This window comes from Pseudomonas sp. PP3 (assembly GCF_905336995.1).
GTDB classification, from domain to species: Bacteria; Pseudomonadota; Gammaproteobacteria; order Pseudomonadales; family Pseudomonadaceae; genus Aquipseudomonas; species Aquipseudomonas reinekei.
Genome location: NZ_HG995459.1, coordinates 5,871,352 through 5,887,452 on the forward strand (window position 1 = coordinate 5,871,352; position 16,101 = coordinate 5,887,452).

Below are 16,101 nucleotides of genomic sequence, written 5' to 3' on the forward strand. Positions count from 1 at the left end.
CTAACGATAGAAGGCTTCCACACCCTGCCACTCAACTTCAGTGACAGGCAAAAGACTATCGATGAGTTCTGCGCTGCACCAGTTCATGAAAGCCGCTACGTTTTGAAGGAAACTTCCGAAGGCTATGCCCGGAAATTTCGTACATCCGTCAGGAGCTTCGCTCAAATACCAGTTGGAAAAAAATCGACTCTTTCAACATATAAATCAACAACCATCGGAATGTTTCCCGCAAACCCAATTATCTCAACAAGGATCACTGAACCAGCCACCTCAAAAGCCATCATTCCTTCTGCATCGACTGAGACCATATTCCCCGTCAATTTTATCAAGCCATCCACGAAACCAATGAAGCAGTCGTCATTTGATGCCCGATGCGCACTTCTCCCCCAAAAAACGCTTTGTTCGATTTCCAGCTCAACATCATGAATTTCACCTATTTTCGGTTGCACACCATTCCAAATGGCGGCTGCTTTACCAATGTCAGTAGAAAATGTCACAAGGATCTCTTCAGCAATGTGAGCCACATTATCTATAGTCACTTTCATTGTTTTTTCTTCGCCAATGGAACACGTACAACGGTATTTTCTACGTTCATAACATTCCCTTTCAATTCAAGCATCCACCTTTCCTCGTGGTAATGGTGCTTACTCGGGTTGCCACCCATTTCATGAGCCCCATAGCGGATGCTTCTGGTCCCATCAGCTGAAACCAGGCGGTCAGGATCCGGGGTACTCGTCCGAGGGTGTTTGTTTGTATAGGGTCCTTCACCCAAAAACTCTTCCCATTTACTGGTCGCCTCCTGTGGTTTGACTGGTTTGTCTGCAAAAACCTCTTTGTGATACCCCGCACTTGGAATTTGAGGTTCTCCTTCAATTGCCACTGTCTTTTTCGAGAGCTCCTGATCCTCCATTGACGGGCTCTTGCAACCATCGCCTCCCGGACAATTCCCACTCAACCCCAACGGATCCACCCACCCCGTCGGATTCGGCGTGTACCGATACGCGTTCAACCCGCCCGCCAGCTTCACCGGATCCGGCGTCAGGTATCGCCCGGTATCCGGGTGGTAATAGCGATGGCGGTTGTAGTGCAGCCCGCTTTCGGTGTCGAAATACTGGCCCTGGAAACGCAGCGGTTGCTCCAGCTGTTCGCCGCCACCATGGGTGATTTGGCTGACTTTGCCGTAGCCGGTGTACCTCGCCGACCAGACGATCTCCCCGCTGTAGTCGGTGAGTGCCTGCGGGGTGCCGAGGTGTTCGAGGTGGTAGTAGAACGGGCAGGCGTGTTTCGGGCCTTTGCCGTCGAGCAGGGCCAGGGGGCGGAAGCTGCCGGGTTCGTAGAGGTAGCTGCGGTAGTGCCCGGGGCTGCTTTCGGCGATGAGGTGGTCGCCTTGCCAGAAAAACTGTGTGGTCTGGCCGTCGGTGGTCTTGGCGATGCGCCGGCCGAAGGCGTCGTAGCGGTAGGACGTTTCGCGACCGTCCGGCGAGGTGAAGCCGGTCAGGCGGTGCTGGCTGTCGTAGGTGTATTGGCTGAGGTCCTGGCCGCGGCGTTCGCGGACCAGGTTGCCGTAGGCGTCGTAGGTGTAATGCCTATCGGCGTGGCGCAGCAGGCGGTTGCCCTTGAGGTGCCAGGGGCCGGGGCGGTCGTGGATCAGCAGGTTGCCGGCCGGGTCGTGGCTGAAGTTTTCCGGGTCTTGATCGCGGGCGTGGCGAACACCGGTCAGGCGATCGAGCGGGTCGTACTGGTAGCGGCGTTCGCCATGGCGGGTGTCGTTGACCTGTGCGAGGTTGCCGTTGGCGCTGTAGGCATAATCGCGGCGGTACAGCGGTCGCTGCTGTTGCCGGACAGCGTGGGCCTGCAAACGGCCCTGCTCGTCGTAGGCAAAGTCGCTGTGCAGCAGGCCTTGTTGGCGTTGTTGTTCTCGCCCGCCGACAAAGGTGTGCGTTGTCAGCCGCGAACCGTTAAGGTCAATGGCCGTCAGCGCCCCGCCTTGCGCGCGGTGATATTCAAGGCGACTGTTGTCCGGCAAGCGCAGGTGCTGCAACTGGCCGCAGGCGTCGTAGCCGTAACGCAACGTGCCCCAGCCCTGATGCTCGGTGATCAGCCGGTCATGGGCGTCGTATTCGAACTCCAGCGGGTGATCCTGCCCGTCGTCGACGCTGACCAGCCGTCCCAGCCCGTCGTAGCGATACTCGACCTTGCTGCCGTCCGGCAGGGTTTTGACCAATAACCGCCCGGCGCTGTCGCGCTGATAACCGGTGACGAGCTGCGAGCCGTCATCGCCGAATTCGGTTTTCTCCAGCAACTGGCCGTTGAGGTCGTAGGCGTACGCCGTGCGCCGGCCGTCGAAGCCGGTTTCTGCCTGAATCAAACCGGTGGGCGTGTAGTCCAGCCGATAGCGGTCGCCGACTTCGTTTTCAATCTCGGTGAGCAACAGTTGAGCGTGGTCGTAGCGGTACTTCAGTTCGCTGCCGTCGGGGTTGATCCGCCGGCTGACCAAGTGCAGATCGTCGGCGTATTCATAGCGCGTGACCCGCCCCAGTTCATCGGTTTCGGCGGTGACCTGGCCGTAGGCGTTGTAGCTGAAGCGGCGACGGGCACCCGTCGGAAAGGTCGTCAGCAGCAACCGCCCAAGCGCATCCCACTCATAACCAGTGACCGCGCCGTGTTCGTCCTGAACTGTCGTCCGTCGCCCCAACGCATCGTAGGAAAACTGCCGCCGCCCGCCGTCGGGCAAGGTTTCCGCGAGCAGTTGTCCAAGGCCGTTCCACTCAAACAGATGGCGGCTGTGGTCCGGATAACGAATCGCCAGCAGCCGACCTTGGGCGTCGTACTCGTGATAGGTGCTCTGGCCATCCGGGTCGATCAGCCAGGTGACATCGCCCTGGGCGTTGCGCCGATACGTCCACTTGGCCTGGCCGCGATAGCGGGCGTGCAGGAAACCGTTGCGGTATTCGTAGGACGTTGGCTCGCCTTCCGGTGGAATCAGCGCGATCAGTCGTCCGCGCTCGTCGTAGCGGTATTCGGTGACGGCGCCGAGCGCGTCCTGCTCGGCGACCAGGCGCCCCTGCGCGTCATAGGTTTTGCGCTGTTCGCCACCGTCGGCCGCCACTCGCCGCACCAGTCGCGCGCGGTCGTCGTGGACGTAGACTTCCTCGCTGCCGTCGGCGTGTTTGAGCTGCACACCACCGTCGTCGTCCCAGGTGTAACGGGTGTCCATCTGCGCAAACGAGGCCCAATGCCGGGCACAGCGCACCGCTTTGCCGCTGCGTTCCCACTCCCAATAAAAACTCGCACCCCCGGCCAGTTGCCGCTGCAAAATGACGTGCTGTTCGTCGTAGTCGTAGCGCTCCTTTTCGCCAGCCGCGTTGGTGGCTTCGATCAAGCGCCATCGGGCGTCGTAGCGATAAGTCACCAGTGTCTGCTCGGTGCGCCAGCCCTCGTCGGTCGGGTGAAAACGCTGATAGTCGACAGCGATCAGGTGCTGGCGCTCGTAGCGCAAAAACAGGCAGCGACCGGCACCGTTATCGAGCCGTTGAATGCGCCCGGACACGTCGCGCTGCACGGTCAGACGATTGCCATAGGCATCGCTGATCGCGCTCAAGCGCCCATCAAGAAAGTGATAAAACCGCGCCGATTCACCCGCCAACGCGACAATCAACTCTTCCGGCGCATCGCCCCGATAAATCGCCGCGCGCGACAAACTGTTGTGGATCGCCGGACGCGTCAGGCTCGGCAGCGGAAACGGTGTGCGGCGGTTTTCCGCGTCGATCCACACCACGCTGTCGCCATCGATTTCCAGGCGCTGCGCCAGCGAATGGCTCCAGCCAAAACCGAGGCCGCTGTCGATTTCGACGGCACTGGTGCGGTACAAGCGGGTGAAGTCGAACGGCAGCACACCATCCAGAACACCATCGGTCAGGGTCAGCAGTTCTTCGCCGGTGACCAGCGACACCGGGCAGCCGTGGGTGGCGGTGCGCTCGGCGGAATCGGCACTGTCGCCGTTGGGGTTTTTCGCTTGGGTCGGGGCATCGTCGAAGGGCTCGTCCTTTTTCAACGAAGTGTTATTGCGGCCCTTCCAGCGCAACCCCATCCGGCCTTTTTTCAGGCCCGCCGCGACACCCCGTGCGGCCACTTTTTTGTAGCGATCGACATGCCCCATGAAGGGATTGATGATCGCGACCATCGCCTTCACAAAGCCCATGACGGCCTGACACAGCTGCGCGCCGTACTTCATCAGGCGCACACTCAGCCATGCGATACCGACACCCACCATGCTCAGCACGATGCCGATCAGCAGGTCGATGACCACGCCGACCACAACCCTGGAAATGGCCTCCGCCGAGGAACCTGCGATGTAGGTCGGCGGCAACGCCTCGAGCCACAACGTCGCGGTACGCAACAACAGGCACAACGCCGCTTCATCGCTGGCCAGCAACATGGCCTTTGCGATCAGGTCGGGCGCACTGTCGGCCAGTGCGGCCAACTCGCCTGCGCTGGCGCCGAGTTTGTCGGCGTAAGCCCGGGGGTCTTTCAGAATGTCGCTCAGCTCGCCGAGGCCATCCCAGACAGCCTCGATCGCCGCCCAGCTACCGGCCAACATCCCGTTGCCCACGGCTGCCAATGACGCCGAGGCTGACTGTTGTGACCACTGCGGCTTGAACCTTTGCCACTCGCTGCGCAGCCACTGCTCCAGCGTCTGCGTCAGCCCGTCGTAGGATTGGAACAGCTCATCAACCTGCTGCGGCGTGACCTCGCTCTGCACTCGCACGCGGTAGAACTTGCCGGCCTCGCCTTTGAACTGGCCTCGGCCGTTTTCATCCAGCGTGAGCGTCTTCGTTTCACCGCCATCAACGGCGATCACGTCGACCTGAATGTTCCCCAGCGGGATGTCATGGACCGACTCGAACTTGCTCTCGATGTGCAGAATCCCGCCCTGCGGACACTGCGCAACCGTCGAAAAAAAGTCGTCATCAGCGCTGCTGACTACGGTGCGGGTGTTACCCAGTTTGATTACCCGCTCCATGCCCATCAGCGAGGGCATGTCGGTGGCGTGGCTGACCTTGTCGGCGGTCTCGGCGAACCAGCGTGCCAGCTGCTGACGGTAGAGCGTCAGGGTGTCCGGGAAACTGTCGAGCTCGTGCTCAATGCGGACGATGCAGTCCATCAATTCAGCTCTGCAAACAGGTAATCCACCAACGCCGTCCTGGATGCGTCAGGCAGGCCTGGGGTTTGCAGAAACACCGCGATTTTGTGGTGCAAAACAGCCTCGGAAAACGCGCCGAACAAATCCGGGCGGTCCTCGCTCAACCACTTCAGCAGATTGTTGATCAACGGTGCTGCAGACTCGGCAGCGAGCACTCGCAGCAGCGCTTCGGGGACTTCCCACCAAGGAAAATCCCTGGAGGCTTTCAGCGAGCCACCGCCAATTTCCAGCGGCTGACCATTGACCAGGCAGCGCTCGATCAGCGGCATCAATTCCGCTGCATCGATTTCGGCAGACTGCAGAATCGGCAACAGAAATCGCCCGTCCCAGAACCGAAAGAACGCCAAACTACCATTGGGCATCAACACTTGCGTCAGACTGCACAAATGCTCGATCAGCGCCGCCGGACTTGCAGAAGAAACTGCCAGCCAACCCCAATCGCGCGACTCGGTGCAGGCGGCCCACGCCATAAACTCACTGCCGGGATCGACAACCGCGACATAGGGCATGACCGACTCCCACTCGGCGTAAACGGTATTCGCCCAGATAGGACACGGAGCCTGAGCCGGGCCGTAGCGTTGCCAGGCCTTGAAGGGTTCAGCGGAGCTGGTGTTACTGAAAACGGCAAACAACTGTTCCCCAGGCTTGAGCGGTTGGCGCTCAAGCCAAAGGTGAGGTGACAACGATTCAGGCGGCACAGAAACCCTCCTTGCAACGCGCACAAATCTCACAGAACGGCGCTGCGCTTTTCAGGCTCAAAACTTGTGCTGGGCTGAGTGTTTCAAGTGTTCTTTGAACGGTCGAAGCGTCTGATGCCGACACCGGCGCGCCCCCAACTTCAATGGGCACGCTGCTGAAAATCCCCGCCGGGCCAATGTTGATCCAGTGCCCGCCCGATTGGATCGTGGTGTTGTCACCGCCGTTGATAACGACCATCTGGCCGGCACTGACATGCACTTTCCCGCTCGCGCTGAGCGATTGGTTGCTGACACGGACATGGCGGTCGCCGTGAACGTGAAGGCGGTCTATTGAGGCAAGCCCTTCGGCGCTGCCGACGAGTACGCTGCGCTGGTTGCCGACCTGAACATGCATGTCCCCCAGCACGTCCTGATTCCAGTTGCGCTGGGCGCGCAAGTAGATTTCCTCGGCCCCTTTGCGGTCCTCGATGCGCAATTCGTTGAATCCGCCGCCACCGGGACTGCTGCGCGAACGGAAAATGCTGCGGGTCTTGTCGGCCGGTAGATTCAGCGGCACCGGGTTCACGGCGTTGGGCAGGCAACCCATCACCAGCGGTTTGTCGGCATCGCCATCAACAAACCCCACCAACACTTCCATGCCGACACGCGGGATCAACACACTGCCATAGCTATCGTGCGCCCAACCGCTGGCCACGCGCAGCCAGCAACTGGAATGCTCATCCAGTTGACCATGGCGGTCCCACATCAAGCGGACCTTGACCCTGCCGAACTCGTCGCAATGGATTTCACTGTCTTTCGGACCGCTGACCACGGCGGCTTGATACCCGGCAACCTGAGGCTTGGCGACTAACTGCGGACGGTAAAAGACATCCCACGGCGTTGCCAGAAAGCTATTGCGATAGCCCTGAAAACTGTCCGAGCTGTCGCTCCCCGCCGACTCTTCAAGCACTTGCGGCTGTCGGCCATGGTGTTCAATTTCAGTGAGCAGCCACAGGTTGTTCCACTCCCTCTGGGGATGCTCGGCAAGTTGCAGGAAATGCCCACTGAGCAGGGCCGATTGATCACTGCGGCCTTGTGCCTGACGGTAATCCGCGCGATGGCGCTCCAACGCCCGCTGAGCCAGGTGCCTGCCAACTTCGCGATCATTGAATCGCCCCGGAAAACCGTAGTCTTCCAACACCGGCAATAGCTCGCTGTCGAGACGGCTTTCCAGCTCGAGACGGGGTTGATGGAAGTCGTAATCACGGCGCGTCACCACGGTGGGCCGGGTTTCCAGGCGGACGTTGAACCGGTTGATCACCGCTTCATCCACCGCCATGCCACTGCCCGGTCGGTAAGGTGTCGGGTCAGGCAAACGCGGAAAAACCGTCTGGTCATCGCCGAACACCAGCAGGTGCCCGTCGCAGCTATGGTGGAAGTGGTAGTGAATCCCCTGTTCGGCGCACAGCCGCTGGATAAATGCCAGGTCACTTTCCGCGTATTGCACACAGTATTCGCGCTCGGGGTAATCGCCGCCGAGCTGAAACGCAAAGGCATCCCCCAGGATGCCGTGGTCCTTGAAGATCTGCGTGATGATGGCCGGCACACTTTGGTGCTGAAACACCCGGTAGTTGGTGCGCTGCCCCAGGTAGGTCAGGCGCGGTACCAGACTGATCTGATAGCGGGTCAGACGCCTGCCCGAATCGCCCTGGCCAACGCGAAAAATCTGACCATGAACACCGGCACCCTGCGCATCGAAACTCAGAAACGCCTGGCGGTGCAGCAGGCTTTCGAGATCGATGTCCGGTCGCTCGCTGACCAGTTCGACGTCAAAACGGTATGGCTGGCTGATGGCCTCCCTGCCCGAGAACTCAAGCACGTTGAGTTCACCGTGGACGCCGTCGACGGTCAGCGAGAAGCGTGGTTGATTAGCAGAAGCGAACATCCGATGTGTCTCTGCAGAATGAAAGCGAGCGATTCTGCATGAGCACCAGGAAGCCCTGATCAAAAGGCTGAAAATTCAGATTTGCCCTACTTCCTCTGAAGCATTCACCTTCAGAAAACGGTTTATCCGACTACAGACAACTTTGCAAAACACCACCAAGCCCTGTGGGATTGTGAGTTTCGAAGGCAAAAAAAACGGCCCGCCTCCAAAGGAAGCGGGCCGTTTTCATTCAAGCAGTGGCTCAGCGCATGCGCTCAACCCATCACTTGTTCAGGCGGAAATCACTTTCGGCAGCAGCGAAACGCTGCAGCATGCCGGCAGTCGGCGCGCCCATTTTGCTGACGAAGTAGATCGCCAGGCTGGCGAAGATGAAACCAGGGATGATTTCGTACAGGCCCAGCAGCTCGAAGTGTTTCCAGACGATCACGGTGATCGCGCCGACCAGGATACCGGCCAGTGCGCCGTTGCGGGTCATGTCTTTCCAGATCACGGAGATCAGCACAACAGGACCGAACGCAGCACCGAAACCGGCCCAGGCGTAGCTCACCAGGCCCAGTACACGGTTTTCCGGGTTGGCTGCCAGCGCGATAGCAATCAGGGCAACCAGCAGCACCATGGCGCGACCGACCCAGACCAGTTCAACCTGGGAAGCGGACTTGCGCAGGAAGGTTTTGTAGAAGTCTTCGGTCAGGGCGCTCGAGCACACCAGCAACTGGCAGCTCAGGGTACTCATCACGGCAGCCAGAATGGCCGACAGCAGGACACCGGCAACCCATGGGTTGAACAGGATCTTGGCCAGCTCGATGAACACGCGCTCAGGGTTTTCGGTGACGGCACCGGCCACATCCGGGTGCGCCGAGAAGTAAGCGATACCGAAGAAGCCAACGGCGACGGTGCCGCCCAGGCACAGGATCATCCAGGCCATGGAGATGCGTCGTGCCTTGGCAATCGACTTCACCGAATCAGCCGCCATGAAGCGTGCGAGGATGTGCGGCTGACCGAAGTAGCCCAGACCCCAGCCCATCAGCGAGATGATGCCGATGAAAGTGGTGCCTTTGAGCATGTCGAAGTTGCTTGGATCTTGCGCTTCGATAGCCAGGAACGTGGTGTCGACGCCACCGGTGGCCAGCAGCACGATAACCGGCGTCAGGATCAGCGCGAAAATCATCAGGGTGGCTTGTACGGTATCGGTCCAGCTCACTGCCAGGAAACCACCGATAAAGGTGTAGGCAATCGTTGCCGCAGCACCGGCCCACAGCGCGGTCTCGTAGGACATGCCGAAGGTGCTTTCGAACAGACGGGCACCGGCCACGATGCCAGAGGCGCAGTAGATGGTGAAGAACACCAGGATCACGACAGCGGAGATGATCCGCAGCAGACCGCTTTTGTCTTCAAAGCGGCTGGCGAAGTAATCCGGCAGGGTCAGGGCATCACCGTTGTGCTCGGTTTGCACGCGCAGACGACCGGCGACAAACAGCCAGTTCAGGTAAGCACCGATCACCAGGCCGATGGCGATCCAGCTTTCGGACAGGCCGGACATGTAGATGGCGCCCGGCAGGCCCATCAACAACCAGCCACTCATGTCGGAAGCACCGGCGGACAGTGCGGTCACGACGCTGCCCAGGCTGCGGCCACCCAGAATATAGTCAGAAAGGTTGTTGGTGGAGCGATAGGCCATCAAGCCGATCAGCACCATTGCTGCGATGTAGATCACGAATGTGATCAGTGTTGGATTGCTTACGCTCATTATGTGACGCCCTGGCTTTATTTTTATGTAGCGGCGGCTGGTGAACCGCTCGCAAACGGTGACGTTTGACAGACGATCCGGGATCCCGCGCATTTATGACTGATGTTTCCCCAGGAAAGCCATCAGCCGGTACACCGGTCTCTTCGACGGTTGCACCTTGGGCGCGAATGCTATTCAACAAAGCAAATAAGGTGCAACCCATTTCGTCCGAATAAGTTGCACCCAGTCGGAAATATAATTCCAAAGCCCGTTTTTGCTCCTTTTCGGAGCAAGAATCACCGTCGACCAAACCAAAAAGCACCAAGTAAATGCAGCACTGGCGTACCAGAAATTATTTCCTGACGAGCTGCGTATTATTCCGACAAAAAAAGGGTTGCACCCGGTTGCACCTCTTCAGTCGCGCGGCTAATCTTGCCGCCAGCTGATGCCACGCGGTCGTGGCAAATATGAGGATAAAAACATGGCTACCACCACCCTTGGCGTCAAACTTGACGACCCGACCCGCGAACGCCTCAAGGCCGCCGCGACCTCGATTGATCGCACGCCGCACTGGCTGATCAAGCAGGCAATTTTCAATTACCTGGAAAAACTCGAGGGTGGTGCAACCCTGACCGAGCTGAACGGTTTGACCAAGGATTCCGACGACGCCGTCGATGCGCCTCTGGATCATGCCCACCAGTGCTTCCTCGAATTCGCCGAAAGCATCCTGCCGCAATCGGTCCTGCGCGCTTCGATCACCGCCGCTTACCGTCGCCCGGAGCCGGAAGTCGTGCCGATGCTGATCGAGCAGGCGCGTTTGCCGGCCCCGATGGCCGAAGCCACCAACAAACTGGCCGCATCCATCGCGGAAAAACTGCGCAACCAGAAGAGCGCTGGCGGCCGTGCCGGCATCGTTCAAGGCCTGCTGCAGGAATTCTCCCTGTCGTCCCAGGAAGGCGTGGCACTGATGTGCCTGGCCGAAGCGCTGCTGCGCATCCCGGACAAAGGCACTCGCGACGCACTGATCCGCGACAAGATCAGCACCGGCAACTGGCATCCGCACCTGGGCAACAGCCCTTCGCTGTTCGTCAACGCCGCGACCTGGGGGCTGCTGCTGACCGGCAAACTGGTGTCCACGCACAATGAAGCCGGTTTGACGTCGTCCCTGAGCCGCATCATCGGCAAGAGCGGTGAGCCGATGATCCGCAAGGGCGTCGACATGGCCATGCGCCTGATGGGCGAGCAGTTCGTCACCGGTGAAACCATCGCCGAAGCCCTGGCCAATGCGAGCAAGTTCGAAGCCAAGGGCTTCCGCTACTCCTACGACATGCTCGGCGAAGCGGCACTGACCGAACACGACGCACAGAAGTACCTGGCCTCGTACGAACAAGCAATCCACTCGATCGGCAAAGCGTCCCACGGTCGTGGGATTTATGAAGGCCCGGGTATCTCCATCAAGCTGTCGGCCTTGCACCCGCGCTACAGCCGCGCCCAGTACGAGCGCGTGATGGATGAGTTGTACCCGCGCCTGCTGTCGCTGACCCTGTTGGCCAAGCAATACGACATCGGCCTGAACATCGACGCCGAAGAAGCCGACCGCCTCGAGCTGTCGCTGGATCTGCTCGAACGCCTGTGCTTCGAGCCGCAACTGACTGGCTGGAACGGCATCGGTTTCGTCATCCAGGCTTACCAGAAGCGTTGCCCGTATGTGATCGACTACGTGATCGACCTGGCTCGCCGCAGCCGTCATCGCCTGATGATCCGCCTGGTGAAAGGCGCGTACTGGGACAGCGAAATCAAGCGCGCCCAAGTCGAAGGCCTGGAAGGCTATCCGGTCTACACCCGCAAGGTGTACACCGACGTTTCCTACATCGCTTGCGCCCGCAAATTGCTGTCGGTTCCAGAAGTCATCTACCCGCAGTTCGCCACGCACAACGCCCACACCCTGTCCGCCATTTACCACATTGCCGGTCAGAACTATTACCCGGGCCAGTACGAGTTCCAGTGCCTGCACGGCATGGGTGAACCGCTGTACGAGCAAGTTGTAGGCAAAGTTTCCGAAGGCAAGCTGAACCGTCCGTGCCGCGTGTACGCTCCGGTCGGCACCCACGAAACCCTGCTGGCCTATCTGGTTCGTCGCCTGCTGGAAAACGGCGCGAACACCTCGTTCGTTAACCGCATCGCCGATCAGTCGATCTCCATCCAGGAACTGGTAGCCGATCCGGTAGCCAGCATCGAGCAGATGGCGACCGTGGAAGGTGGCTTCGGCCTGCCGCACCCGCGTATTCCGCTGCCGCGTGACCTGTACGGCTCCGAACGCGCCAACTCCAGCGGCATCGACATGGCCAACGAACATCGTCTGGCATCGCTGTCCTGCGCCCTGCTCGCCACCGCGCACAACCACTGGAAAGCCGCGCCGATGCTCGGTTGCGCTTCCAGCAACGAAGCGCCGGCGCCGGTGCTGAACCCGTCCGACCTGCGTGACGTGGTCGGCCATGTGCAGGAAGCCACCGTCGCAGACGTCGACAATGCGATCCAGTGCGCCCTCAACGCCGCACCGATCTGGCAGGCCACTCCGCCAGCTGAGCGCGCCGCGATTCTGGAACGCGCCGCTGATTTGATGGAAGGCGAGATCCAGCCATTGATGGGCCTGCTGGCTCGCGAAGCCGGCAAGACCTTCGCCAACGCCATCGCCGAAGTGCGCGAAGCCGTGGACTTCCTGCGTTATTACGCGGTGCAGGCCCGCAACGACTTCACCAACGACGCTCACCGTCCGCTGGGCCCTGTGGTGTGCATCAGCCCGTGGAACTTCCCGCTGGCGATCTTCAGTGGTCAAGTGGCTGCTGCATTGGCCGCCGGTAACCCGGTACTGGCCAAACCCGCCGAGCAGACCCCGCTGGTCGCAGCGCAGGCCGTGCGCCTGCTCCTCGAAGCCGGCATTCCGGAAGGCGTGCTGCAACTGCTGCCGGGCCGTGGCGAAACCGTCGGCGCAGGCCTGGTGGGTGATGATCGCGTCAAAGGCGTGATGTTCACCGGCTCCACCGAAGTCGCTCGCTTGCTGCAGCGCAACATCGCCGGCCGTCTGGACAACCAGGGTCGTCCAATCCCGCTGATCGCCGAAACCGGTGGCCAGAACGCAATGATCGTCGACTCCTCGGCCCTGACCGAACAAGTGGTGATCGACGTGGTTTCGTCGGCCTTCGACAGCGCCGGTCAGCGTTGCTCGGCATTGCGCGTCCTGTGCTTGCAGGAAGATTCCGCCGAACGCGTCATCGAAATGCTCAAAGGTGCCATGGCTGAAAGCCGTCTCGGCAATCCTGAGCGCCTGTCCGTGGACATCGGCCCGGTGATCGACGCCGAAGCCAAGGCAGGCATCGAGAAGCACATCCAGGCCATGCGCGACAAAGGTCGCAGTGTGTACCAGGTGGCCATTGCCGACGCCGAAGAAGTCAAACGCGGCACCTTCGTGATGCCAACCCTGATCGAACTGGAAAGCTTCGACGAACTGCAGCGGGAAATCTTTGGTCCGGTGCTGCACGTGGTTCGCTACAAGCGCAAAGACATCGATCAACTGATCGCTCAAATCAATGCTTCCGGCTACGGCCTGACCCTGGGCGTGCACACCCGCATCGACGAGACCATCGCCAAGGTGATCGACAACGTCAACGCCGGTAACGTCTACGTGAACCGCAACATCGTGGGTGCCGTGGTCGGTGTGCAACCGTTCGGTGGCGAAGGCTTGTCGGGTACTGGCCCGAAAGCCGGTGGTCCGCTGTACCTTTACCGCCTGCTGTCGACGCGTCCTACCGACGCGATCGAACAATCCTTCGCTCGCGGTGATGCCATCGCAGCACCGGACGTTCGCCTGCGTGACGCCATGAGCAAGCCATTGACCGCCCTGAAAGCCTGGGCCGAGAGCAACAAGTTCGCCGACCTGAGCACCCTGTGCGTGCAGTTCGCCGCGCAATCGCAAAGCGGGATCACCCGCGTTCTGGCCGGCCCGACCGGCGAGCGCAACAGCTATGCGATCCTGCCGCGCGAACACGTGCTGTGCCTGGCGGAAGTCGAAGGCGACCTGCTGACGCAACTGGCGGCGGTATTGGCTGTCGGCGGTTCGGCGGTATGGCCGGAAGCCGACCTGACCAAGGCTTTGTTCGCACGCTTGCCGAAGGAAGTTCAGGCGCGCATCAAGCTGGTTTCCGACTGGAACAAGGACGAAGTGGTGTTCGATGCGGTTCTGCATCACGGCCATTCCGACCAGTTGCGCGCGGTTTGCCAGCAGATTGCCAAGCGTGCCGGCGCCATCGTTGGCGTGCAGGGCCTGTCGCAAGGTGAAACCAACATTGCGTTGGAGCGTCTGGTGATTGAGCGCGCATTGAGCGTTAACACGGCTGCGGCGGGTGGTAATGCCAGTTTGATGACCATCGGTTAAATAACGATGCAGTCACTGTAAAAATGGGCGCCATCATCGGCGCCCATTTTTTTTGCCTTGTAGGAGCCGGCTTGCTGGCGATCAATACACCACGGTGCGTCTGATGCACCGCCATCGCCAGCAAGCCGGCTCCTACAGGTCGATGTTTTGCCCTTCCATCACCGATATCAATCATCCTGTTCAGGGTTTATTCCCGCGCCTAGACTCGGCCCATCCCAATAAAAGGTAGGCCGCCATGTCCGAGACGTTGCTCAGTTCCCGCAATCTGGCTTTCGAGCTGTATGAAGTCCTCGATGCCGAGGGCCTGACCCAGCGTGAGCATTACGCCGAGCACAACCGCGAAACCTTCGATGCGGCCATTGGCACTGCCCGCAACATCGCCGAGAAGTTCTTCGCCCCGCACAACCGCAAGGGCGACGAGAACGAGCCGCGCTACGAGGACGGTCAGGCGATTCTGATTCCGGAAGTGAAACCGGCGGTGGATGCTTTCCTTGAAGCAGGTTTCCTCAACGCCGCACGCAGTTTCGACGCCGGCGGCATGCAACTTCCTACACTGCTGTCCCAAGCTTGCTTCGCGCATTTCCAGTCGGCCAACGCTGCTTCAACGTCTTATCCGTTCCTGACCATGGGCGCGGCGAACTTGATCGAAAGCTTCGGCACCGACGAGCAGAAGCGCCGCTTCCTGCAACCGATGATCGACGGTCGCTTCTTCGGCACCATGGCCTTGACCGAGCCCCACGCCGGTTCATCGTTGTCGGATATTCGTACCCGCGCCGAGCCGGCGTCTGACGGCACTTACCGCCTCAAAGGCAACAAGATCTTCATTTCCGGTGGCGATCACCCGCTATCGGAAAACATCGTGCACATGGTGCTGGCCAAGCTGCCAGACGCCCCGGCCGGGGTGAAGGGTATTTCGCTATTTATCGTGCCCAAATTCCTGGTCAACGATGACGGCAGCCTGGGTCAGCGCAATGACGTGTTGCTGGCCGGCCTGTTCCACAAGATGGGCTGGCGCGGCACTACCTCCACCGCGCTGAACTTCGGCGATAACGGGGAGTGTGTCGGCTATCTGGTGGGCAAGCCGCACCATGGCCTGAGCTACATGTTCCAGATGATGAACGAAGCGCGGATTGGCGTCGGCATGGGCGCAGTGATGCTCGGCTACGCCGGTTACCTCTACTCGCTGGAGTACGCTCGCGAACGTCCGCAGGGGCGCGTGCCGGACAGCAAGGACCCGAACACCGCACCAGTAGCGATCATTCAACACGCTGACGTGAAACGCATGCTGCTGACGCAAAAGGCCTACGTCGAAGGTTCGTTCGACCTCGGCCTGTACGCGGCACGGCTGTTCGATGACACCACCACGCTTGCGACCGAAGCCGAACGCAAGCAGGCCCATGAGCTGCTGGATTTACTGACGCCGATCGTCAAATCCTGGCCGTCGGAGTTTTGCCTGAAGGCCAACGAACTGGCGATCCAGATCCTCGGCGGTCACGGCTACACCCGCGAATACCCGGTGGAACAGTACTACCGCGACAACCGCCTGAACCCGATCCACGAAGGCACCCACGGCATCCAGTCGCTGGACTTGCTGGGGCGAAAACTGGCACAGAACGGTGGTGCCGGACTCAAGCAACTGATCCGCCTGATCGCCGACACCGCCGAACGCGCACAGGCCCATGATTCACTGACAGCCCTGCGCGAGCCGCTGGAAAAACTGGTGGCCCGCCTGCAAACCGTGACCATCGGCCTGCTGACCGATCTGGCCCAAGGCAAGGTCAACAGCAGCCTGGCGAACTCGGCGCTGTACCTGAAGGTGTTCGGCCACACGGTGATTGGCTGGCGTTGGTTGGAGCAAGCGATTCGCGCTGAGGAAGGGTTGGCCAAGGGCAATGCGGCGGATGTGAGTTTCTATAAAGGCAAGTTGCAGGCGGCGCGTTACTTCCTGACGTGGGAAGTGCCGGGTTGCCATCATGAGCTGGCGATTCTTGAGGCTCGGGATGATGTGTGCCTGGGCATGCAGGATGAGTGGTTCTGACGACTGGCAAGTTTTTGTGGCGAGGGAGCTTGCTCCCGCTCGGCTGCGAAGCAGCCGCAAATACAGGCAACTCGGTGCAT

The 16,101-nt window shown here is 60.2% G+C and carries 7 protein-coding genes; 2 read left to right on the forward strand and 5 right to left on the reverse strand.

What is annotated here, in order from left to right:
* Positions 1-161 precede the first annotated feature (161 nt).
* From KHO07_RS26610 to putP, 5 genes are all read right to left on the reverse strand, one after another.
* Complete coding sequence (locus tag KHO07_RS26610) at positions 162-545, reverse strand: hypothetical protein (RefSeq protein ID WP_075947284.1); 384 nt, start codon at positions 543-545, stop codon at positions 162-164.
* Positions 542-5,164, reverse strand: a complete 4,623-nt coding sequence (locus KHO07_RS26615) for an RHS repeat-associated core domain-containing protein (protein ID WP_212625954.1) — start codon at positions 5,162-5,164, stop codon at positions 542-544. The genes KHO07_RS26610 and KHO07_RS26615 overlap by 4 nt, the downstream gene beginning before the upstream one ends.
* Positions 5,164-5,901: a DUF4123 domain-containing protein gene (locus KHO07_RS26620; protein WP_212625955.1), complete on the reverse strand. Its 738-nt coding sequence runs from the start codon at positions 5,899-5,901 to the stop codon at positions 5,164-5,166. The genes KHO07_RS26615 and KHO07_RS26620 overlap by 1 nt, the downstream gene beginning before the upstream one ends.
* A complete protein-coding gene (gene tssI / locus KHO07_RS26625; RefSeq protein WP_212625956.1) occupies positions 5,891-7,825 on the reverse strand; it encodes a type VI secretion system tip protein TssI/VgrG in 1,935 nt (644 codons plus the stop codon). The genes KHO07_RS26620 and tssI overlap by 11 nt, the downstream gene beginning before the upstream one ends.
* Positions 7,826-8,087: 262 nt before the next feature.
* Positions 8,088-9,572, reverse strand: coding sequence for a sodium/proline symporter PutP (gene putP, locus KHO07_RS26630; RefSeq protein WP_212625957.1), 1,485 nt, complete (start codon positions 9,570-9,572; stop codon positions 8,088-8,090).
* Positions 9,573-10,032: 460 nt separating this feature from the next.
* Between putP and putA the strand changes: the two genes are divergently transcribed.
* Positions 10,033-13,983 (forward strand): trifunctional transcriptional regulator/proline dehydrogenase/L-glutamate gamma-semialdehyde dehydrogenase, encoded by a 3,951-nt coding sequence (gene putA, locus KHO07_RS26635; RefSeq protein ID WP_150735601.1) that lies wholly within the window; start codon positions 10,033-10,035, stop codon positions 13,981-13,983.
* Between the two features lie 235 nt (positions 13,984-14,218).
* Positions 14,219-16,021, forward strand: a complete 1,803-nt coding sequence (locus KHO07_RS26640; protein ID WP_212625958.1) for an acyl-CoA dehydrogenase — start codon at positions 14,219-14,221, stop codon at positions 16,019-16,021.
* The last annotated feature ends 80 nt before the right edge of the window (positions 16,022-16,101 follow it).

Coding starts and splice junctions, on each gene's coding strand:
- KHO07_RS26610 (WP_075947284.1), bottom strand. CDS start 545: ATGAAAGTGACTATAGATAATGTGGCTCACATTGCTGAAGAGATCCTT.
- KHO07_RS26615 (WP_212625954.1), bottom strand. CDS start 5,164: ATGGACTGCATCGTCCGCATTGAGCACGAGCTCGACAGTTTCCCGGAC.
- tssI (WP_212625956.1), bottom strand. CDS start 7,825: ATGTTCGCTTCTGCTAATCAACCACGCTTCTCGCTGACCGTCGACGGC.
- putP (WP_212625957.1), bottom strand. CDS start 9,572: ATGAGCGTAAGCAATCCAACACTGATCACATTCGTGATCTACATCGCA.
- putA (WP_150735601.1), top strand. CDS start 10,033: ATGGCTACCACCACCCTTGGCGTCAAACTTGACGACCCGACCCGCGAA.
- KHO07_RS26640 (WP_212625958.1), top strand. CDS start 14,219: ATGTCCGAGACGTTGCTCAGTTCCCGCAATCTGGCTTTCGAGCTGTAT.